A 19,645-nucleotide genomic window follows, 5' to 3' on the forward strand; every position below is an offset into this window, starting at 1 on the left:
TTGTTTATGCAATTTCGCGGCTTCGCGCCGGCGCGCGTCCGAAACAAAAGCCTAAAGCCCGAGATAATCCTGACCGTTAATGTTTATAGGCCCGAAGGCCAGCCGCTTCGCTACAATGAGGCCAGTCTTTAAGTATGATGAAGACTGTTTGCCGCCAACCTGCCTTCACGGCGGGCCTATCGGCACACCGCCCGGGGATCTCATGAACGACGACCAACACGATCAGGTGCTGTTTGCCCAGTTCGGCACAAGCAGCCCTTGCTGGCGTCTGTCGAACGACAGCAATGCGCTGGAACTCACGCCCGTCACCGGCGACGTGCCGGCTAATGTCGCCATTCCGCTGAATCCCCAACAGGCTTCGCAAATCCGTTGCCTCACCGGCATCACGTCGCACCTCATCCTCGACGTGAGGCTGTTCGGCGAACCGCTGCGCCTGCACCTCGTCGGGAAAAAGCTCGCGAGCAATACGTGGGCAGGCACCGCCTCAGCCTATGACGACACCGAATCCGTCGCGCGTGACCTGGTTCACGGCCTCTCTTTCGCCGAACAGGTCGTCTCCGAAGTCAATTCGGTCGTGGTGATCGTCGACAGGCACGGTCGTATACAGCGCTTCAATCGTCTCGCCGAAGAACTCACCGGCGTCAAGGAAGAAGACATCGTCGGCCGCAATGTGTGGGCGCTGTTCATGTCCAGCGAATCCGGCGCGGCGTCGAGCCAGAACATCACGGGTTTCTTCAATCGCGGCGTCGCGTACGAAGTCGAGCGGCGCGTGAAAACCATCCACGGCGAACGGCTCTTTCTGTTTCGCAACAAGTTCGTTCAGAGCGGCAGCGGCGTCGAAGAACAGTTTCTGATCTGCTCGGGCACCGATATCACCGAAGAACGGCTCGCGCAAGACCGGCTCACCGAGCTGGCGAACACCGATTCGCTCACCGGCCTTGCCAATCGCAACGCGATCCAGGACAAGATCAGTACCGCGATCGAAGAAGCGACCCCGGGCGAATCAGTCGGCGTGCTGTTCCTCGATCTCGACAACTTCAAGAAGGTCAACGACCACTACGGCCACGTCTTCGGCGACCGGTTGATTCGCGACGTGTCGTCAGCCATCAGCGGTTGCCTGAACGAAGGCGATACGCTCGCGCGGCTCGGCGGCGACGAGTTCATCGTACTCGCCGCCAGGGGCACGGCCCACGATCTCGAAGCCACCGCTCAGCGCATTCTCGAACGCCTGCGCACACCGTTCAGCCTCGGGCTTGTCGAGGTCTACACCGGCTGCTCGATCGGCATCGCCGTGTATCCGGAACACGGCAACAACCTCGAATCGCTGATCCGTTCCGCGGACACGGCAATGTACGTGGCCAAAGATGAAGGCAAGCGCACCTATCGCGTGTTCTCGCAAGACATGGACCGCAAGGTCGCGGAGTACATGTGGCTCGACACCAACTTGCGGCGCGGTCTCGAGGAGGGCCAGTTCACGCTGCACTATCAGCCCAAGCTCGTGCTCGCTACCGGCGCGGTGCAGGGCGCGGAGGCGCTGGTACGCTGGAACTCGCCGGAGCGCGGGCAGATCATGCCGGCGGAGTTCATCCGCTATGCGGAAGAATCCGGGCTCATCGGCGTGCTGGGCCGCTGGGTCATGGAAACGGCTGCGAGGCAAGCTGCGAAATGGAAGGCGGACGGCTACAACCTGCGCATCGCGATCAACGTGTCGGCGCGGCAACTGGTCGATACCGCCGTGGTGCGGCATTTCAACGAGGCGCTGCAGCGCGCGAATCTCGATCCCTGTCTGATCGACCTGGAGCTCACCGAGAGCTGCCTGATCGAGGACGAGGCAGCGGCGATCGATCTGATCAAACAGTTCCGCCAGCTCGGCGCACAGGTTCACCTGGACGACTTCGGCACCGGCTACTCGTCGCTGTCGCAGTTGGGCCGCATTCCGCTAGACGTCATCAAGCTCGACCGCAGTTTTGTTCGCTCGATCAATGCCGACACCAAAGCGCAAGCACTGGTGCGCTCGATGGTGGTGGTCGCGCAGGAACTGAATTTCAAGGTGGTCGCCGAAGGCATCGAAACCGAGTCCGAAGAGATGTTCATGAGGGGGCTGGGCGTCGAATACGTGCAGGGTTTCCTGTACGGTCAGGCCATGCCGGCCGCGGAATTCGAACGCTGGTTGCAGGATAGACAGAAGCTCAGACTGATTGCCTGAGCTTCCACGCGCCCCGAATGAAGTCCCCCGCCCCGGAGGAAGTCCTCTTGGGGGATTGGGGGGCGCCCCGCAGGAAGTCCTTTTCTGGGGCCGCCGCCGCGTCTCAATGTCTTCGTGACCCGAATCGATTCAGGCGAAATTGGCCGCGCTGGAGGCTGTCTGGCGCAGATTTGAATTGCGACGATTCTGCAGCATCACCAGCCGCTCCATGAAGGCGAGGTCCTTCTCCTCGATCGTGAAGGCTGCGTTCACCCAGTCTTCGGTAATTTCCATCAGCTCGGCGCGCGAGAGTTGCAGCACGCGCTGGCGCGCCCGCAGCATGGCGCGGATTCCGTTCATCTTCGGCCTTAGCGTGTCGATAAAGGTACGCGTCGCCATATAGGATTCACCCGGCTCGAACAGATGGTCGACCAGCCCCTTGCCGAAGTGCCATTCAGCCGTATGCGATTCGCCCACGCCGATCAACTCCTCGGCCAGCCGCATGCCCGCCTTGCGCGCGACCAGCGAATAACCGCCCATGCCCGGGAACAGGTTGAACGCGATCTCCGGAAAGCCCATGCGCGCATCGTTCTGCGCGAGCAGGAAATGGTGCGCCAAGGCCGCTTCGAACCCCCCTCCAAGCGCCGTGCCCTCCACCATCGCGATTGAGATCGCCCCCGTATCGAAGCCGCGGGCCGCCGCGTGCACGCAGTCGACACAGGCTCGGGCGTACGCCATCAGCGCCTGCCGCTTGCCCGAGCGGATCGAGTCGGCAAAGAAGTCGAGGTCGCCCCCGACGTTGAACATGGTCGGAATCAGCGAGCCTGTCACCCAGAAGTCGATCGGCAAGCCGGACTCTCGTGCTGCCTGCGCGAGACCCAGAATGTCATGCACCAGATCGAGATTAAAACAGGGACGCGGCTGCGCTCGCAGCATCATCCACATGATGTTGCGTCCTTCTTCGTAGTAAGCGGAGACTTGCGACAGATTGCCGGCCTCGAGGAACGGACGGCAGGCGTGGTGGTTATGCAGATTCATTTTGAACGGTCCTTTTAAGGTTAAACACTGGTATTGCAATGCGAGCCTAAAGCAGACCGGAATGTGATGGGAGCGGGGTAACCAACAGATGAATGCAACACACGCGTGAAGGCCCGTCAGACGGAGCGCTGCGGGGAGGTCGACCGTAGGGTAAAAGATACTGCGGGCGCAAACGCTTGCGCACCGAAGATGGGCGAAATTAGCCCTCAAATGAGCATCCGGCCGCAATCAATTAGCGATCGAACAATGTTTGAATTTCTTGCCGGAATTGAAAGAGAAAGAAATAGTCTTCGATTAGGTAATGCAATCGAAAATATCGCTTGTGGAGGCCTGCTTTTCTTGTTTGCGGGCTAACAGACAGACTATTCAATTTGCATATTCGAAGGCGGGCGCCCCAAGGCGCCCGCTGAATCGCCTGCAACACCATGACCGCAGGCAACATCCCGGCATCACGACGAAACGCCCATCAAGGCGCTGCCGCGATCACCTGAGCAACGGCTGCCGTCAGCTTCTTGCCGTACGGCACGTGCAGGAACTCGTTCGGTCCGTGTGCATTCGACTTCGGCCCAAGCACGCCGCACACCATGAACTGCGACTTCGGGAAACCCGACTTCAATACGTTCATCAACGGAATCGTGCCGCCCTGCCCCATATACGCAACGTCCGCGCCGTAGTGCTCGCGCGACGCATCGTTAAGCGCGGTGGCGAGCCACGGAGCGAGATCGGGCGCGCTCCAGCCGCTCGCCGCGCCGGCGTCCGGCTTGAAGGTGACCTTGGCGTTGTACGGCGGATCGAATTCGAGCAGCGCCTTCAGTTCGGCGACGGCTTTTTCCGCTTCGATCATCGGCGGCAGGCGCAGCGATAGCTTGAACGCCGTGCGCGGACGCAGCACGTTGCCGGCGTCGGCGAGCGCGGGCAAGCCGGCCGCGCCGGTCACCGACAACGACGGACGCCACGTCGAGTTGAGCAAGGCCTCTTGCGGGTTTGTCGTGGTGGGCAGCACCTGACGGCCGTCTTGCCCACAGGCCCACGGCAGCTTCTTCCAGACATCGTCGCCAAGAATCTGAGCGGTTGCTTCTGCTTCGCGCAGACGGTCCGCCGGGATCGAGACGTGGAAACCCTTCGGCAACAGCGTGCCGTTGGCGGAGTCTTCGAGCCGGTCGAACAGTTGCCGCATGATGCGGAAGCTCGACGGCGCGATGCCGCCATAGCCGCCCGAGTGAATCCCTTCGTCGAGCACCTGGACTTCGAGATCGCCGGCGACCAGCCCGCGCAACGACGTAGTGAGCCAGAGCTGATCGTAGTTGCCAGCACCCGAGTCGAGGCACACCACCAGCCCGACCTTGCCGAGCCGCTCGCGCAATGCGTCGACGTACGGCAGCAGATCGTAGCTGCCCGATTCCTCGCAAGTTTCGATCAGGCCGACACAGCGCGGGCGCTCGACGCCTTGCGCGTCCAGCGCGGCCAGTGCCGTGAGGCTCGCGTAGATCGCGTAGCCGTCGTCGGCGCCGCCGCGGCCGTACAGCTTGTCGCCTTCGAGCTTCGGCGTCCACGGGCCGAGGTCGTTGCGCCAGCCGTCGAATTCAGGCTGCTTGTCGAGGTGGCCGTACAGCACGATGGTTTCTTCGCTGCCCGAGCGGGTCGCGGCCGTTTCGAAGAAAATCACCGGCGTGCGGCCCGGCAAGCGAATCACTTCGAGTTTCAGGCCGCGCACGGGTTGCTGCTCGGCCCATTGCGCGGCGTCGGTCACCACACGCTCGAGATAGCCATGCTTGACCCACTCGGGATCGAACGCCGGACTCTTGGCCGGCACCGCAATGTAGTCCGTAAGCGCAGGCACGATCTCGTCGTTCCATTTGCGGTCTACGAATTCGCGTAGCGTGTCCTGGTTGATGCGCTGAGCCTGCTGGGTCGTATCGTCGGAGATCATGATGGCGGTCCGTGGGGGATCTGTTCAGTCGAAACGTCCATGATAGTCCTGATGCGCGACGCGCTGAACCCCTCGCCGTGCATCGAGGCTGACGGCGACGCTGCACGAAGCAGACAATCGCGCGACAATCGCGACATGGATAGCGCGTTGGGGAGCCAAATCATGGGTGGCAACATCGTGGTTCAGGCCGCCGCCGCGGTGCTCGCGCTGGCGCTGTATTTTCTGCCGAGCATTCTCGCGGACCGGCGCAAGCGTCATGATGTGCTGACACTGGCGCTCTTCAATGCGTGCCTGGGTTGGACCGGTTTTGGCTGGCTGCTCGCGCTCTACTGGTCGTTACAGCCGAACCCGCCTAAAAACGTGGCAGGTGAAATCGTAGAGACGCGAAAGATCGTGCGGATGCGAGACTTTTCGGCGGCGCTTCTGATGCGCGTGCAAAGACGCACCACGGCGCGTGAGCGCAGGGAGAAATAACAGGAAGAAAAACGGAAACAATCAAAGCGGAGCGAAACAATCAGGCCGCGCGGCCCATTCTGCCCCACTGCACGGAACCAGCGGGAATCGAGCGCGGTTCAGCCCGCACGCTCTCATGCGCGAACATCTCGCGACGCAGTTCGCCGTGGTCGTCGAACCACTCGCAAATCAGCCAGTCGCCAGGATTGAGCGCCACCGGCCCCGCGTAGGTCACCGTCATGCGCGGACCGCCTTCTTTCAACGCGACGACGTCGCCAACGGTGAAGCGGGCGGCTGGCTGTGTTTCAAATGCGTCAATGATAGCGGTCAGCATATTCGATCCCCACGGAACCCGTTGAGCGGAATTAAAGTTATCGCTGGTGCTTTGCAACATCGACCTGCCGAATAAAAACTCTAAAAAGTTTGTCAAGATTAACAATCGAAATTAACAACGGCAAGTGCTTTTTATTGATACCGTTTTCAGCGGTGCCGGAATAGGTTCTCCACGCCGGCCGCCGCCGCAAAGCTGGTAAAAACCCTGAAAGCGACGCCAGACAGCCATCCTGGCGACGCTAACCAACCGCAATAATTACAATGAAATCCCGGGCCGCAAGTAGAAGATGCGGATTGAATTTGTCATATTTAACGCGCAGCCGGCAAACCGATCCGGGTTTATTCCAGCGACCTTAAAACCGGAATTACCAGTGAACAAAAAACTGACCGGTAAATGCACTCACCACGAACGGGTATGGGTTAAGTGCATAAAAGTGTGCGGTGGGTATCGTTGAAAACGATTACCGGCCTTTTATTTTCAAACCGGCTGTGCGATCCGTCGCAATGCAAGCTGTTGATGCCGCACCAGCAGCACGCTCAAACCGATGCACACGAACATCAGACACGCGTTGATCGCGAGGCTGAACTGAAACGCGTGCGCATAAGCACCCGGCGTCTCGCGGCCGCCGATCACACCGAAAAATGCGCCGCTGATGGCCGCCGTGCCGAACGCCGAGCCGATCTGCAAAGTCGACGACACGACACCCGAGGCGAGCCCCGCCTTTTCCGGTGCAACTTCCAGCAGCACGATGCGCATGATCGACGGCAGCAGAAGGCCATGACCGACGCCTGCGCACACCAGTCCACAATAGAACAGCAGATCCGGGGTGGCGGCATGGGTCGCGGACCAGCCGGTGACCGTGAAGCCGACGGTCATCATCGAGAAACCGAGTGCCAGCACATGGCCGCCGATGCGCCTGACCACTGCGGGTGACGTGAGCGGCCCGACCACGAAACCGATCGCGAACGGCATGATGGCCATGCCCGAGGCGAGCGGTGTCCAGTGCAGGCCGGTCTGCAGGAAGATTCCGTAGGTCAGGAAAAACGCGCTGTTGCAGTAGAACAGGAACGCGAGCACGAGACCCAGTGCGAAGGCAGGGTTGCGGAACAATTGCAGATCCACGAGGGGATGGCCGCCGCCGCGTTCAACGCGCCGCTCGGTCGCCACGAATAATGCGAACGCGGGCACGGCAAGCGCGAACATCACGAAGGTCCACGCAGGCCAGCCGGCTTCACGGCCGTGCGTCATCGGATAGATGACCAGCAGCAGCACCACCGAGAGCAGCCCGACGCCCTTCAGGTCGATGCCGGTACGCGTGGCCGGCTGATTTTCCGGCACGAACTTCCAGGTGCCGATGAAGGCCACGATGCCGATCGGAATATTGATGAGAAAGATGATGCGCCAGTCGAGCCCGAACGGGTGATAGGTGATCAGCGCGCCGCCGCCCAACTGGCCGACGATCGACGACAGTCCGAAGACGAAACCGTAGAGGCTCATCACTTTGGTCTGCCGATGCAGTGGCACGACCGCACGGATAGTCGCTAGCACTTGCGGCGCCATCACCGCGGCCGCGATACCCTGCACGATCCGCGAGATCACCAACATGTGGCCGCTGGTGGCGAAGCCGCACAGCGCCGAGGCGACCACGAACCCCGCCATCCCCGTCATGAACATACGGCGCCGGCCGAACAGGTCGCCAAGGCGTCCGCCCGTGATCAGCAGCACGGCATAAGCGGATGCATAGGCGGACACCACCAGTTGCAGTTGCGCGTCGGTGGCGTTCAGGCCGCTGTGAATCGACGGCAGCGCGAGATTGACGATGAAATAGTCGAGCGGCGCAAGGAAGGCGCCGACGAACAGCACCGCGAGCGCGAGTCCCTGGCGCTGCCCGAAACCGGCCGCAGGCTTCCCCGCAACTGCTGCCGCGCTGGCGGCCACCGCACCCACGCCCGGGCAGACGGCGGCAGGTCCCCCTGCCGCGCCAGTGAATGCCGCCGGAGCGGATTTCATGCTTTCTCTATTCATGACTAATCGTTCAAGAATTAGGTAAAAAAATTAGACGAGCGCACGCATGGCGACGTCCACGATTCCGATCAGCGCATCTTCCTTGTGGGCGACTCGCCCTAATACGCGCAGTCCTTGCATCACGCACAGCAGGAAATCGCCAACCGCTTTTTCGTCGAGCGTGGAATTGAAGGCGCCGCTCGCCTGGCCGCGAATCACCGAGGCCGCCAGCAACGTCGCCATGCGGCGTTGAATGGCCGCGACACGGGTGCGCAAGGCCTCGTCCCCGGGTTGCATCTCCAGCGTGGTATTGGTGATGAAGCAACTGCGCTCGCCGGTCAGCGCGCAAGCGACCCGGGCGTAATGCAGCAAAGCGTTGCGCAGCGCCTCTTCCGCCGGCACCGGCGCATTCAGCCGCTCGGCCAGCCGCGCGACCGAACCTTCCGCGTAATGGTCGAGCGCGGCAAGCATGATGCCGTGCTTGTCGCCGAATACCCCATACAGGCTGCCGCGTAACAGGCCGGTGGCCTTGCAGAGGTCGTCGATCGAGGTGGCGTGATAGCCGTGATTCCAGAAAACCTGGCTCGCGCTCGCCAAAACAGTGTCCGTATCGAACTCGCGCGGGCGCCCCCGAGGACAAGCCTCGCCGCCTTTTTTAACGGATTGCTTCCAGTTGCCAGATTGCTTCATGTGACGGATATTATGACTAAGCGTTCAACAAATCAAGGTGGAATTGGAAGATGACCTTGTCTGGCCGTCTGGCCGATTCGCACGCCCGCCTCCCGCACTAGCGGCCGGCAACGCTCTCACCGGCCGGACCACGGCCCACAACAGCAAGCTGCGACTACGAGAACTCGCTCGATTGAGGCACCTCGCACACGCTCTAGATCGAGCCGCCAGCCTGTTTGCCCCACTTTTGCGCGGCGGCCGTGAAGAGCTGGTTGATCTCATTGCCGCTGGCGGCTTCTTTCGGGTAGTTGAAGGTTCCGTGATCTCGCATCTCGTGCGCCGCGCGGAGAAACGCGCCCAACGCCGCGCGCGCCAGCGAACCGCCCACGCTGACACGTCGCACGCCCAGCGAGCGCAGGTCGTCGAAACCGAGCAGGACGCCCTGCAGCCCCATCAGCACATTGACCGGCCGGTCGAGCGCGCCGACCACCGCGGCGATCTCTTCGCGCGTTTTCAGGCCCGGCGCGTAAAGCACATCCGCCCCGGCTTCCTGATACGCCTGCAGACGCCGGATCGTATCGTCGAGATCGGGCCGGCCCACCAGATAATTCTCGGCGCGCGCCGTCAGCGTGAACGGAAACGGCAACGTGCGGGCCGCCGCGACCGCCGCGCGCACGCGCTCCACGGCAGCTTCGAACGGGTAGATCGGTTCGTCCGCGCGACCGGTTGAATCCTCGATCGACCCGCCGACCACGCCCGCAGCCGCCGCCTGCATGATTGTTTCGGCGCAGTCTTCCGGCGCATCGCCGAAACCATTTTCCAGATCGGCGCTGACCGGCAAATCGGTCGCCCCCGCGATTTCGGCGAGGTGCACCATCATCTGCTCGCGGCCGATTACGTTATCCGGCAGGCCGCGCGAAAACGCATAGCCTGCGCTGCTGGTGGCGAGCGCCTTGAAACCGGCCAGCGCGAGCAGCCGCGCCGTGCCGATGTCCCACGGATTCGGGATGATGAAGGCCTCGCCTGCTGCGTGATATGACTGGAATTGCCGTGCTTTTTCGATTTGCGTTGTCATCGACGGTCCCGTTGAAGACGGCGGCCGGCGTCTCGCGTCTACGCGCTGCCGGATTGCCGTCAGGTTGGTTGAGTTGCAAACAGGCGGTTACTGGGGGAAATGAACGGAAAGTGGCTGCCGGCGGTCTGGCAACCCCGCCGGCCCTTCCCTATACGAAGCGGACGAACCGCGCGCTCAGGATTCGAGCGTCGCGTCCATCGTGATGGTGGCGTTCAGCACCTTGGAAACCGGGCAGCCCGCCTTGGCGTCCGCCGTGGCCTTTTCGAACGCGGCTTTGTCGCCGCCAGGGATTTTCACGGCCACATCGAGATGCACCGCGGTGATCGTAAAGCCGCCGCCGTCCTTGTCGAGCGTGACGGTCGCGGTCGTGCCGATACGTTCAGGCGTGATGCCGGCCTTGCTCAGTTCAGCCGACAGCGCCATCGAGAAACAACCCGCGTGCGCGGCCGCAATCAGCTCTTCCGGATTCGTGCCGATGCCGTCCGCGAAGCGTGTGGAAAACGAGTATTGGGTTTCCTTGAGGACGCCGCTGTCGGTGGAAATCGAGCCCTTGCCGTCTTGCAGGCCGCCTTGCCAGACTGCTGATGCCTTGCGCTTCATCGCTCTCTCCTGTTTGTGCCCTGCTTCGCGCCGCCCCTCAACCCTACGTGATGCCGCCCGCAACGGTCCAGCCCGGATTTTCGTGGTGTCGGCATCGGTCGCGAGTGCCCCAAGGGGTATTCCTTCGGGGCGTGCCGCGCGGCGCAAGAGGTGCGGGCGTGGACCGAACTTCATCATAGGCGCTTACGTGTGCCAGTGTCGTGACGACGCGGTGGCCGGCATCGGAAATGCGCGACGCCGCTGCGGCGAAGATCGCGGCAGCGGCGTTTTTTTCAGGGGAAGAGTCGCCAACAGGATCGTTGTAAAAAGCGCGGGTGCGAAGCAAAACCCGGCTACGCCGCCGTTACTCGGCGAACGGCAAGCTCGCCTGCCCCACCGCACGCATGTCGAACACGTTCAGCGTCATCGCCACCAGCGCGTAGTAGCCGAGCAGGCCCACCAGATTGATCACCACCTGATGGCCGAAGCGCCCAACCGCCATTGCATAGGTAGCATCCGAGACCCGCCGGGTGTCGTACAGTTCGCTCGCAAAGTCGTGGATCAAGGCGTCATCAGCGTCCGCGAAGGACGGGCGATGCCCCTGGCGGATCGCTTCGGCATCCGTTTCGGCCACACCGGCCTCCAAAGCGATCGGATAGTGGATATACCACTCGGCCTGTGCCTGCCAGCGCGCCGCGGTGACCAGAATCGCCAGTTCCGATAAGCGCAGCGGCAAGCCGGTCCGATAGCGGCAGAATGCGCCGAGCCGCTGCGCCTGCTGTGCCAGCTCCGGACTATGAATCCAGCCCAGGAACGGGCCATTCAGGTTGCCGCGCGGGCCTGACAGGATCTCGTCGAGCACGGCCTTCTGCTCGGGCGTGGCATCGGACAGGTCGAAGTGAGGCAAACGCTCGGTCATCGCAAATCTCGCAGGAATGGAATGGGTGTCAGAAAGTGGCCAGGGCGCCTTCGATCGCATCGGTCAGACGATTGACGATCTCGTCGATCTCGCGCGCGGTACAGATGAACGGCGGCGCCAGCAGCACATGATCGCCGACTTGGCCGTCGACCGTCCCGCCCATCGGATACACCATCAACCCACGCGCAAACGCTTCTCGCCGGATCGCCGCATGCAGTTTCAGCTTCGCGTCGAACGGCGCCTTGGTGGCACGGTCCCGCACCAGTTCGACGCCGACAAAGAGGCCGCGCCCGCGCACGTCGCCGATATGCGGATGCTGGGCATAGTGCTCGCGCAGCCGCCCACGCAACTGTTCGCCGCGCGCCTGCACGTTCGGCAGCAGACGGTCGTCGGCAATCACGCGCTGTACTTCGAGCGCCGCGGCGCAGGCGGTGGCGTGGCCGATATAGGTATGTCCGTGCTGAAAGAAACCCGAGCCCCCGACGATCGCCTGGTAAATCCGGTCGCTCACCAGCGTCGCGCCGATCGGCTGATAGCCGGCGCCGAGCCCCTTGGCGATGGTCAGCATGTCCGGCGCGATGCCGTCTTCTTCGCACGCGTACAGGTAGCCCGTGCGGCCCATGCCCGACATGATCTCGTCGAGGATCAGCAGCACGCCGTAGCGATCGCACACCGCGCGGATCTTGCGGAAATACTCGCGCACCGGCGGCACGGCGCCGGCCGTTGCGCCCACCACAGTTTCGGCGACGAAGGCGGCCACCGTGTCGGCACCAAGTTCGAGAATCTTCTGTTCGAGTTCATCCGCGAGACGCTGTGCGAACTGCTCTTCGGTTTCGTCGGCGCGCTGCTCGCGATACGCATAGCACGGGCTCACGTGATGTGCTTCGATCAGGATCGGCAGAAACGGCTCGCGCCGCCACGCATTGCCGCCAATCGCGAGTGCCCCCAACGTGTTGCCGTGATAGCTCTGACGCCGTGCGATGAAGTGACGGCGTTGCAACTCGCCCTTCTCGACGAAATATTGCCGCGCCAGTTTCAGCGCCGCCTCGATCGCCTCCGAGCCGCCCGACACGAAGTACACGTGTTCGAGCCCTTGCGGTGCGCTCGCCACCAGACGGTCGGCGAGTTCTTCCGCAACCTGAGTCGTGAAGAACGATGTGTGCGCGTACGGCAATTGCTGCGACTGACGTTTGATCGCGTCGATCACGCGCTGATTGCTATGGCCGAGGCACGAAACGGCTGCGCCGCCCGAGGCATCGATGTAGCGCTTGCCGGTGGAATCGATGATCTCGATGCCGTCGCCGGCGACAGCGACCGGCAGCGACTGCTTCGGCGCGCGGTGGAATACGGTGGACATGGTTTTTCCCTTTCCTTTCTATTGGCGACGGCCGCTCAGGCGCAAGACTGCGCGGGCGGCATGCAGGCGATGAAGGTGTCGAACGCGCATTGCCCCTGTCGATAAACTTTCATCGAGACACCGTCGCTGCCGATCTCGAACAGCGCCGTAGCGAGCGTGTTCTCGTCGTCGGGATCGAGCGGGTCATCGCGGTAGATCGGCAGGCCTGAGGGCGCGCGATCCTGTAACACGTCGAGCAACGCAGCGGGGTTCGCTGGACCGGCGAGCGCGCTCCCGCTCAGCAAATATTCGACGCGAGCCTGCCGGTCACGCGAAGAATCGGTGACGATTTGCGCCTCGGCTTCGCAGCCGGAATGAATCAGATGGTTCGCGTGGCCGGCGATCGTGGGCACCGTTTGCACGGAACACCGCTTTGCGCTTGCTTCGACGCTCAGAAGACGCGCGTCGCCCGCACAACCCAGCGTGTGATGAAAGCCGCTCGCAGCCGGTGTGTCGCGCAGGGTGTGCAGCGCCTCGTCGAGCGAGACCGCATCGAGCACCGCGCGAGCGAGAATCATCCGCGGTACGCCGGCTGCGGGTACGCGAATGCGCAGATTGTCGATGGCTTGTACAAGACCGGCGCGACTGGCCGCGAAGGTGTGACCCGGCAACGACCCGGGGTAATAGAAGCTGACGAAGCCGGGCTTGCCAGCAGGCTGAACCTCCACCAGCGCGCAACGCTCGCGCAGGAAAGGGTCGCCGTCTTCATTGTGTGCAATGAAACGCGCATCGCCGCCGACGGCCGCCAACGTCGTGCAACCGTCCGGCGCGTTGTGAATCAACTCGCCGCGGCAATTCCACAAAAAGATGTCTTCCGCCGACCAGCCCAGTCCTGCCGCCATGCCGTCCAGCTCGGCCAGCAGTGCCGGAAAATGGGCCTGGGCCGCATCGCGCAGTTGCTGCACGAACGGTTCGCCGCGCCAGCGCCGAACCGCCTGCCAGGCGCTGCTTTGCTCCATGTATTCGGAGAACACCGGTCTGGCGAGTTCCCCCAGCCGGTAGCCGATGTCATTCGGCTCACCGCCTACCTGAAAAAGACCCAAATCCTGCTTCGACGCCACGGCTCGCACCTATTCAACAATCGGTACGCATTTATACTTCTAAACAACATTTGTTGTCAAACGGTGCAGCCATGGAGCAAACGGAGCGGCGCTGCTCCGCCGCCGGGTTCCCGCGGGTTCAGACGGCGAACATCAAGGGACGTACGCGCCCTTGTCATGCAGCGATTGCTCCGCAATGCCGAGTTGCTCGACGGCGCCCGCCCCTTCCAGCGCGAGCAGATGCGCGACCAGCGATTCGGAAATCGCCGTGGCCGCCACTAGCGAAGGAAAGAACGACGGGCTTTCGTGCGAAAAGATCAGCACCTTGTCGGCATTCAACGCGATCGGCGAGACCGCGCTGTCCGTGATCGCGATCAGCTTGCTGCCTTTTTCCAGCGCGGCTTCGGCCACGCGTGCCGCTTCGACTGAATACGGCGCGAAACTGATCACGATGGTGGCACTGTCACGTTCGACCGTGCGCAGTTGCATCTCGAGCGTGCCGGCTTCGCCGTTGAGCAGCGACACCGAGGGGCGGAACAGCCGATAGCCGTAGACGAGGCCGAACGCCACCGCGTAACAGGAGCGAAAGCCCGCGACATGCACATGCGGCGCGCGCCGTAAAAGACGCGCCGCTTCGACGATCACGCGGCCGTTATGCGCGGCAGTGACTTCAAGATTGTGTTGTTGCGCGACCAGCAGGTCGTTGGCCAGCGCATCTTTCGATTTGACGAGCGAACGGGCGCGGCTGGTGAGCGGCTCAGGCCGCGTGCGGACTCGCGCGACGAACAGGTTGCGCAATTCGTTCCAGCCGGGAAAACCCAATTGCTGCGACAGGCGTACCAGCGAGGCGGGTTGCACCTGCGCCCGCTCGGCCACCTTGCGCATCGACGAGACTGCGACTTCGTCGGGATGATCGAGCAGGAACCCTGCTCCCATCTGGAACTGTGGACTCAGTTCGGAGAAGCGCGCCCGAATCAGGGCGGCGAGCTGGTCAAAACTGTCTGGCATGCGATGGTCCGGGCGAGCGGTCGATAAGAATGACAACAAATGTTACCACCCGGTGCATCGCATCCAACAGAACTTCCAGCGTGTTTCAAGCAGGCGTCTAGAGAAGCGCGACCACCCGCACGTCGCCCTGCTCGGCCGACGCGACCACCTTGTCGCCGATCCGCCGGAACGTGATCGACACCGATGAATCGCCCACCTTCAGATCGCCGACTTCGAGCCAGTCGATGCCCTCGGGCAGCATGGGCTGCTCGATCACGACTTCGCGCCGCTCCGCGTCGATCGTGATGCCCAGACAGGCTTCGAGCATCATGAACGGGGAGCCTGCCGCCCAGGCTTGCGGCAAACAGGCGACCGGATAGGCGGTGGGCGGCTCGCCCCGGCGCCGCGGGAAGCCGCAGAACAGTTCGGGCAGACGCATGTCGAAATTGACTGCCGCCTGGAATAGCGCCTGCAGCAGCCGCACGGCCGCCGCCTTGCCGCCATAGCGTGACAGGCCGCGCGCGCAGAGCGCGTTGTCATGCGGCCAGACCGAGCCGTTGTGATACGCCATCGGGTTGAAGCGCGCCTGGCTCGCGGCCAGCGTACGCACGCCCCAACCGGTATGAAACAGCGTGGAGTCGAGCGCGTGCACCACGGCTTCGCCACGCTCGCGCGAGGGCAGACCGAAGGCCAGCAGGTGACCCGCATTCGACGCCATCACACGGCACAGTTCGCCGTGGCCGTCGAGCGCGATACCGTAGAAGCCGGACTCTTCCATCCAGTACTTTTCTTCGACGCACTGACGGATTTTTTTCGCGCGCTCGCTGTATTGCTTTGCCTGATCGTGCAGGCCGCGCAGCTTGGCGAAGTGAGCCATCGTGTCGAATGCCGCGCTCGCATAGGCCTGGACTTCGACGAGCGCGATCGGACCGTCGGGGAAGCGGCCGTCGGCGTGGAAGACCGAGTCGTGGCTGTCCTTCCAGCCTTGGTTGGCGAGACCGCCATCGGACTCGCGCTGATAATCCAGCAGGCCATAGCGATTCTTGTCGCACACGCCCGCGACCCATTGCGCCGCGCGCTCCAGCGCCGGCCACAACTCGTCGATCAGCGCCATATCCCCCGTGCGTGCCGCATAGGCACCGGCTAGTACGATGAAGAGCGGCGTGCTGTCGACGCCGCCGTAGTACAGCGCGAACGGCACTTCGCCGGTGGCGGCCATTTCGCCCTTGCGCATCTCGTGCATGATCTTGCCGGGCGCGGCGTCGCGAAACGGCGAATTCGCGCGCGCCTGATGTTCGGCGAGAAAGCGCAGCACGCCCGCGGCCAGATTCGGTTGCAGCCATAGCGTCTGTAACGACGTGATGATCGCATCGCGGCCGAACGGCGTTGAAAACCACGGGATGCCCGCGTAGGGGTACGGCCCTGTGGCGAGATCGGTGGTCAGCAGACCCAGATCGGCCAGCGAACGCTCGATCCATGCGTTAAACAGCGGATTGCTCGAACGCACGCGCGCGGTGACGCGGCGCCGTTCGCGCATCACCAGGTGGGCGTCGACCATCGCGGCGCGCACTGCAGCGCGGCCGACACGCGGGCGTTCCGCGTCGATTTGCGACAGATGGGCTTCGCTCACCGCGTGGGTGGGTTGTGCGACACCCGCGGCCGGTTTGTCGGGCTGCGCGATCACTTGCACCGAGACGGACAGATAGATCGACACGCACGCTTGCGCGGGCAGTTTGACGGTGTAGTCCGCGCGATCGGCGAAAAGCTTGTCCGGTTCCGGTGAGAAGGCGATCTGCACATTGCGCGCCACGTCATCGAGACCGATATAGCCGAGCAGCACTTCGCGGTTTTCGACGCGCGCCGGTTCGACACGGCCCTGTTTATCGCGCTTGAGGCCGCGCACTTCGAACATGTCGCGGAAATCGCTGGCAAAGGAGATGGACAGCGGCACGACTGCATCGCTCGTGCCGTAGTTGGTGAGTTCGATGGCTTCGTTGAGCACGGTGCCCGAGAGCACGCGCACACGTTCGACGTGGATCACGCCTTCCGGCGTGCTGTCACCGCCGAGCGGCGGCAGGGGGCGATTGGTCAGATGCGCGGTGAACGACGTGTTGTCGCTGCTGACGCTGCCCGAGAGCAGCGAGGGCGCGCGGCCGCCGAAGGTGAGGCGCAATGCGGATAGAACGCGGGTGTCGTTGACGAACAGGCCGTCGTCGTGGCCGGTGATATCGCCGAGGGGGTCATTAACGATGAAGGTGTCGCCGGACTTCAGCACGTGCTGGGTAGCGCTCGCGACGTTGAGGTTTTCCGTCGGGATGAATGCACCGTCCGGCTCGGGTTCGCGGTGGTCGATTCCGCCCGAGTGGGACAGGCCGCCGAGGGCTTCTGGCTGCTGCATCAGGGTCGCTCCTTTGGGTTCGGTTTTGCTGTTGCTGTTGCTTTCGCTCTTGCTTTTGCTTTTGCTTTCGCTTTCGCGGGGGCTTTCGGTTTCGGTGCTGGGGGCTGCTGGTTCGTTGCTTCCGATTGTAGAGGGTCTGTTTGCGTCAGACGAACTTATCACAAGGGAGGTTCGATTTTTTTGGTTTTGGCATGGGACGTGCAGGGTAGGATTTTTTTTGTTCCCCGCGCGGGGGTTAGGGTCTGTGTTTTTAGGGTGTTGGCCTTCTTTTTTTGTTCAGCGCTTGTTGGTCTGTATGCCTATGGCGTTGGCCTTTCCTTGATTTCTTAGTGGTCTATTAGCGTCGCCCCTGTGCGGGGCAGGCACCTACTTTTCTTTGCCTGCCGCAAAGAAAAGTAGGCAAAAGAAAGCGGCTCACACCGCCAGCTCATAAGCGGGTCCCCCGCGCAGCCACGGTAGTGGTGCATCTGGAATCCGTGTTCTCGCACATTCCGCGTGAGTGACAAAGGTATCGTTCGCTCCCACTCCGCACTACGTGCGTCGCGGATGGGTATGCATGGGAAACCATGGGCTTCGTTTGTGTCCGGTGGGGCCATCGGCTTCGCCTCGGCGCGAACCGGTCTGCAAGACAACCCCGGGACTTCAGTTGTGGTTCCGGTACTGCGTCGGCGAGATGAAAAAATACATCGGCGCGAGGAAATGCCGCTCGGCGCTCCGAACGACAACAAGCCGTGGCAGCGCGTGCAGGTCTGAATTCGCACTTCGAATGAAGCGCTGACGCATCGGAGAATACCTGGGGATACACCGGCAAGCCGCGGCGTCAGGTAACGCTCACGCAAAACCGAACCGATGGTTCTATGAACTGCGAGTCGGCGCGCGCAGCGCCGCGGGAAGTATGACTGCTGTGTCACTCACGCCGAATGTGCGAGAACACAGATTCCAGATGCACCACTACCGTGGCTGCGCGGGGGACCCGCTTATGAGCTGGCGGTGTGAGCCGCTTTCTTTTGCCTACTTTTCTTTGCGGCAGGCAAAGAAAAGTAGGTGCCCCCCCGCACAGGGGGAACGCTAATAAACCACTAAGAAATCAAGGAAAGGCCAACGCCATAGGCATACAGAGAATCAAGCGCTGCGCAACCAAACCCTTATCGTTTGGCAAGCGGCAAAGCCTGACGCTGAGTCTCCCCGACAAACAACTGCCGCGGCCGCCCAATCTTCTGCTCCGGATCCGCAATCATTTCGTTCCACTGCGCAATCCACCCCACCGTACGCGCCATCGCGAAGATACACGTAAACATCGCCGTCGGAATACCCAACGCACGCTGCACAATCCCCGAATAAAAATCGACATTCGGATACAACTTACGCGAAACGAAGTATTCATCCTCAAGAGCGATCTTCTCAAGCGCCATAGCGAGCTTGAACAGCGGATCGTCGTGCAGGCCCAACTCTTCCAGCACTTCATAGCAAGTCTCACGCATCAACTTCGCACGCGGATCGTAGTTCTTATAGACGCGATGACCAAAACCCATCAGCTTCACACCGGAGTTCTTGTCCTTCACCTTCGCAATGAACTCAGGGATATTGTCGACCGAACCAATCTCCTCCAGCATGTTCAAGGCCGCTTCATTCGCGCCACCATGCGCCGGCCCCCACAAACAGGCAATACCCGCCGCGATACACGCGAAAGGATTCGCGCCCGACGAACCGGCCAGACGCACTGTCGAGGTCGAGGCATTCTGCTCGTGGTCAGCGTGCAGGATCAGGATACGGTCGAGCGCGCGCACCAGCACGTCATTGACCTGATACTCCTCCGCCGGATTGGCGAACATCATCCGCATGAAATTCGCGCTGTACGACAGATCGTTCTTCGGATAAACGAACGGCTGGCCAACGGTGTACTTGTACGCCATCGCGACCAGGGTCGGCAGCTTCGCGATCATGCGAATCGCGGATACGTCGCGGTGCTGCGGATTACTGATGTCGAGCGAGTCGTGATAGAACGCCGATAGCGCGCCAACCGCCGCCACCAGAATCGCCATCGGATGCGCGTCACGGCGGAAACCGCGGAAGAAGAAATGCATCTGCTCATGCACCATCGTGTGCTGCGTAACCGTGGTGACGAATTCTTCCTTCTGCTGCGCATTCGGCAACTCGCCCTTCAGCAGCAAGTAACACGTTTCAAGGAAGTCGGCGTTTTGCGCCAGATTGTCGATCGGATAACCGCGATACAGCAGCTCGCCTTTGTCTCCGTCGATATAGGTGATTTCGGAATTGCACGCCGCCGTGGACATGAAGCCCGGGTCGTACGTGAACTTGCCCGTCTGGCCATACAGCTTGCGGATATCGATGACATCCGGCCCGAGCGTGCCCTGATAAATGGGCAAATCAATCGTCTGATCGCTGTCGGAAAAGCTCAGCGTTGCGTGTGTCTTCGAGTTCATCTACACGTTCCTTTTACTTTCACATCGCACACATGCCGGCATGCCCGATCGTCGGATCACCGCTTGGCATGCTCAGGCTCCGCTTCGCATTCTACGATCCGAAGGGGCCCCGATTGCGTCGATTGACAGCAACAATCCATCTCGACTCGCGCAACATTCGTTGCCGTAAAGATGGACTCCGGCGCCTGAAACGC

Annotated in this window: 15 protein-coding genes; 2 read left to right on the forward strand and 13 right to left on the reverse strand. The window is 62.0% G+C overall.

Annotated elements, in window-relative coordinates:
• Positions 1 to 202: 202 nt before the first annotated feature.
• Positions 203 to 2,206: a cyclic di-GMP phosphodiesterase gene (gene pdeR, locus KHO23_RS08825; RefSeq protein ID WP_211610620.1), complete on the forward strand. Its 2,004-nt coding sequence runs from the start codon at positions 203 to 205 to the stop codon at positions 2,204 to 2,206.
• A 129-nt stretch (positions 2,207 to 2,335) separates the two neighbouring features.
• On the opposite strand, the gene KHO23_RS08830 is transcribed toward pdeR, so the two are convergent.
• Positions 2,336 to 3,223: a crotonase/enoyl-CoA hydratase family protein gene (locus KHO23_RS08830; RefSeq protein ID WP_211610621.1), complete on the reverse strand. Its 888-nt coding sequence runs from the start codon at positions 3,221 to 3,223 to the stop codon at positions 2,336 to 2,338.
• 466 nt (positions 3,224 to 3,689) lie between these two features.
• Entirely contained in the window at positions 3,690 to 5,153 is a 1,464-nt protein-coding gene (locus KHO23_RS08835; RefSeq protein ID WP_211610622.1) for a M20 family metallopeptidase, read from the reverse strand.
• A gap of 162 nt (positions 5,154 to 5,315) precedes the next feature.
• Between KHO23_RS08835 and KHO23_RS08840 the strand changes: the two genes are divergently transcribed.
• A complete protein-coding gene (locus KHO23_RS08840) occupies positions 5,316 to 5,627 on the forward strand; it encodes a superinfection immunity protein (protein WP_211610801.1) in 312 nt (103 codons plus the stop codon).
• Positions 5,628 to 5,667: 40 nt separating this feature from the next.
• On the opposite strand, the gene KHO23_RS08845 is transcribed toward KHO23_RS08840, so the two are convergent.
• From KHO23_RS08845 to gltA, 11 genes are all read right to left on the reverse strand, one after another.
• Positions 5,668 to 5,940 carry a YodC family protein gene (locus KHO23_RS08845; RefSeq protein WP_211610623.1) on the reverse strand — a complete coding sequence of 91 codons (273 nt, stop codon included), beginning with the start codon at positions 5,938 to 5,940 and terminating at the stop codon, positions 5,668 to 5,670.
• A 477-nt stretch (positions 5,941 to 6,417) separates the two neighbouring features.
• The gene (locus tag KHO23_RS08850; protein WP_211610624.1) at positions 6,418 to 7,965 is read right to left on the reverse strand and encodes an MFS transporter; all 1,548 of its coding nucleotides are present in this window, start codon (positions 7,963 to 7,965) and stop codon (positions 6,418 to 6,420) included.
• A 30-nt stretch (positions 7,966 to 7,995) separates the two neighbouring features.
• A complete protein-coding gene (locus KHO23_RS08855; RefSeq protein WP_211610625.1) occupies positions 7,996 to 8,634 on the reverse strand; it encodes a TetR/AcrR family transcriptional regulator in 639 nt (212 codons plus the stop codon).
• 193 nt (positions 8,635 to 8,827) lie between these two features.
• Entirely contained in the window at positions 8,828 to 9,688 is an 861-nt protein-coding gene (locus KHO23_RS08860) for an isocitrate lyase/PEP mutase family protein (protein ID WP_211610626.1), read from the reverse strand.
• A gap of 174 nt (positions 9,689 to 9,862) precedes the next feature.
• The gene (locus tag KHO23_RS08865) at positions 9,863 to 10,288 is read right to left on the reverse strand and encodes an OsmC family protein (RefSeq protein ID WP_211610627.1); all 426 of its coding nucleotides are present in this window, start codon (positions 10,286 to 10,288) and stop codon (positions 9,863 to 9,865) included.
• Between the two features lie 343 nt (positions 10,289 to 10,631).
• Complete coding sequence (locus KHO23_RS08870) at positions 10,632 to 11,186, reverse strand: carboxymuconolactone decarboxylase family protein (RefSeq protein ID WP_211610628.1); 555 nt, start codon at positions 11,184 to 11,186, stop codon at positions 10,632 to 10,634.
• Between the two features lie 28 nt (positions 11,187 to 11,214).
• Positions 11,215 to 12,543 (reverse strand): aspartate aminotransferase family protein, encoded by a 1,329-nt coding sequence (locus KHO23_RS08875; protein WP_211610629.1) that lies wholly within the window; start codon positions 12,541 to 12,543, stop codon positions 11,215 to 11,217.
• 35 nt (positions 12,544 to 12,578) lie between these two features.
• Positions 12,579 to 13,643, reverse strand: coding sequence for a C45 family autoproteolytic acyltransferase/hydolase (locus KHO23_RS08880; protein ID WP_236066756.1), 1,065 nt, complete (start codon positions 13,641 to 13,643; stop codon positions 12,579 to 12,581).
• Between the two features lie 132 nt (positions 13,644 to 13,775).
• Positions 13,776 to 14,630 carry a MurR/RpiR family transcriptional regulator gene (locus KHO23_RS08885; RefSeq protein ID WP_211610630.1) on the reverse strand — a complete coding sequence of 285 codons (855 nt, stop codon included), beginning with the start codon at positions 14,628 to 14,630 and terminating at the stop codon, positions 13,776 to 13,778.
• Positions 14,631 to 14,727: 97 nt separating this feature from the next.
• A complete protein-coding gene (locus tag KHO23_RS08890) occupies positions 14,728 to 17,007 on the reverse strand; it encodes an amylo-alpha-1,6-glucosidase (RefSeq protein WP_211610631.1) in 2,280 nt (759 codons plus the stop codon).
• A gap of 1,145 nt (positions 17,008 to 18,152) precedes the next feature.
• Positions 18,153 to 19,451 carry a citrate synthase gene (gene gltA / locus KHO23_RS08895; RefSeq protein ID WP_211610632.1) on the reverse strand — a complete coding sequence of 433 codons (1,299 nt, stop codon included), beginning with the start codon at positions 19,449 to 19,451 and terminating at the stop codon, positions 18,153 to 18,155.
• Positions 19,452 to 19,645 lie beyond the last annotated feature (194 nt).

It is taken from the genome of Paraburkholderia haematera, assembly GCF_905220975.1.
Taxonomy (GTDB): Bacteria; Pseudomonadota; Gammaproteobacteria; order Burkholderiales; family Burkholderiaceae; genus Paraburkholderia; species Paraburkholderia haematera.

Bases quoted from the DNA above. Each gene is read 5' to 3' on its own strand.
- pdeR (WP_211610620.1), top strand. From the start codon at position 203: ATGAACGACGACCAACACGATCAGGTGCTGTTTGCCCAGTTCGGCACA.
- KHO23_RS08830 (WP_211610621.1), bottom strand. From the start codon at position 3,223: ATGAATCTGCATAACCACCACGCCTGCCGTCCGTTCCTCGAGGCCGGC.
- KHO23_RS08835 (WP_211610622.1), bottom strand. From the start codon at position 5,153: ATGATCTCCGACGATACGACCCAGCAGGCTCAGCGCATCAACCAGGAC.
- KHO23_RS08840 (WP_211610801.1), top strand. From the start codon at position 5,316: ATGGGTGGCAACATCGTGGTTCAGGCCGCCGCCGCGGTGCTCGCGCTG.
- KHO23_RS08845 (WP_211610623.1), bottom strand. From the start codon at position 5,940: ATGCTGACCGCTATCATTGACGCATTTGAAACACAGCCAGCCGCCCGC.
- KHO23_RS08850 (WP_211610624.1), bottom strand. From the start codon at position 7,965: ATGAATAGAGAAAGCATGAAATCCGCTCCGGCGGCATTCACTGGCGCG.
- KHO23_RS08855 (WP_211610625.1), bottom strand. From the start codon at position 8,634: ATGAAGCAATCTGGCAACTGGAAGCAATCCGTTAAAAAAGGCGGCGAG.
- KHO23_RS08860 (WP_211610626.1), bottom strand. From the start codon at position 9,688: ATGACAACGCAAATCGAAAAAGCACGGCAATTCCAGTCATATCACGCA.
- KHO23_RS08865 (WP_211610627.1), bottom strand. From the start codon at position 10,288: ATGAAGCGCAAGGCATCAGCAGTCTGGCAAGGCGGCCTGCAAGACGGC.
- KHO23_RS08870 (WP_211610628.1), bottom strand. From the start codon at position 11,186: ATGACCGAGCGTTTGCCTCACTTCGACCTGTCCGATGCCACGCCCGAG.
- KHO23_RS08875 (WP_211610629.1), bottom strand. From the start codon at position 12,543: ATGTCCACCGTATTCCACCGCGCGCCGAAGCAGTCGCTGCCGGTCGCT.
- KHO23_RS08885 (WP_211610630.1), bottom strand. From the start codon at position 14,630: ATGCCAGACAGTTTTGACCAGCTCGCCGCCCTGATTCGGGCGCGCTTC.
- KHO23_RS08890 (WP_211610631.1), bottom strand. From the start codon at position 17,007: ATGCAGCAGCCAGAAGCCCTCGGCGGCCTGTCCCACTCGGGCGGAATC.
- gltA (WP_211610632.1), bottom strand. From the start codon at position 19,451: ATGAACTCGAAGACACACGCAACGCTGAGCTTTTCCGACAGCGATCAG.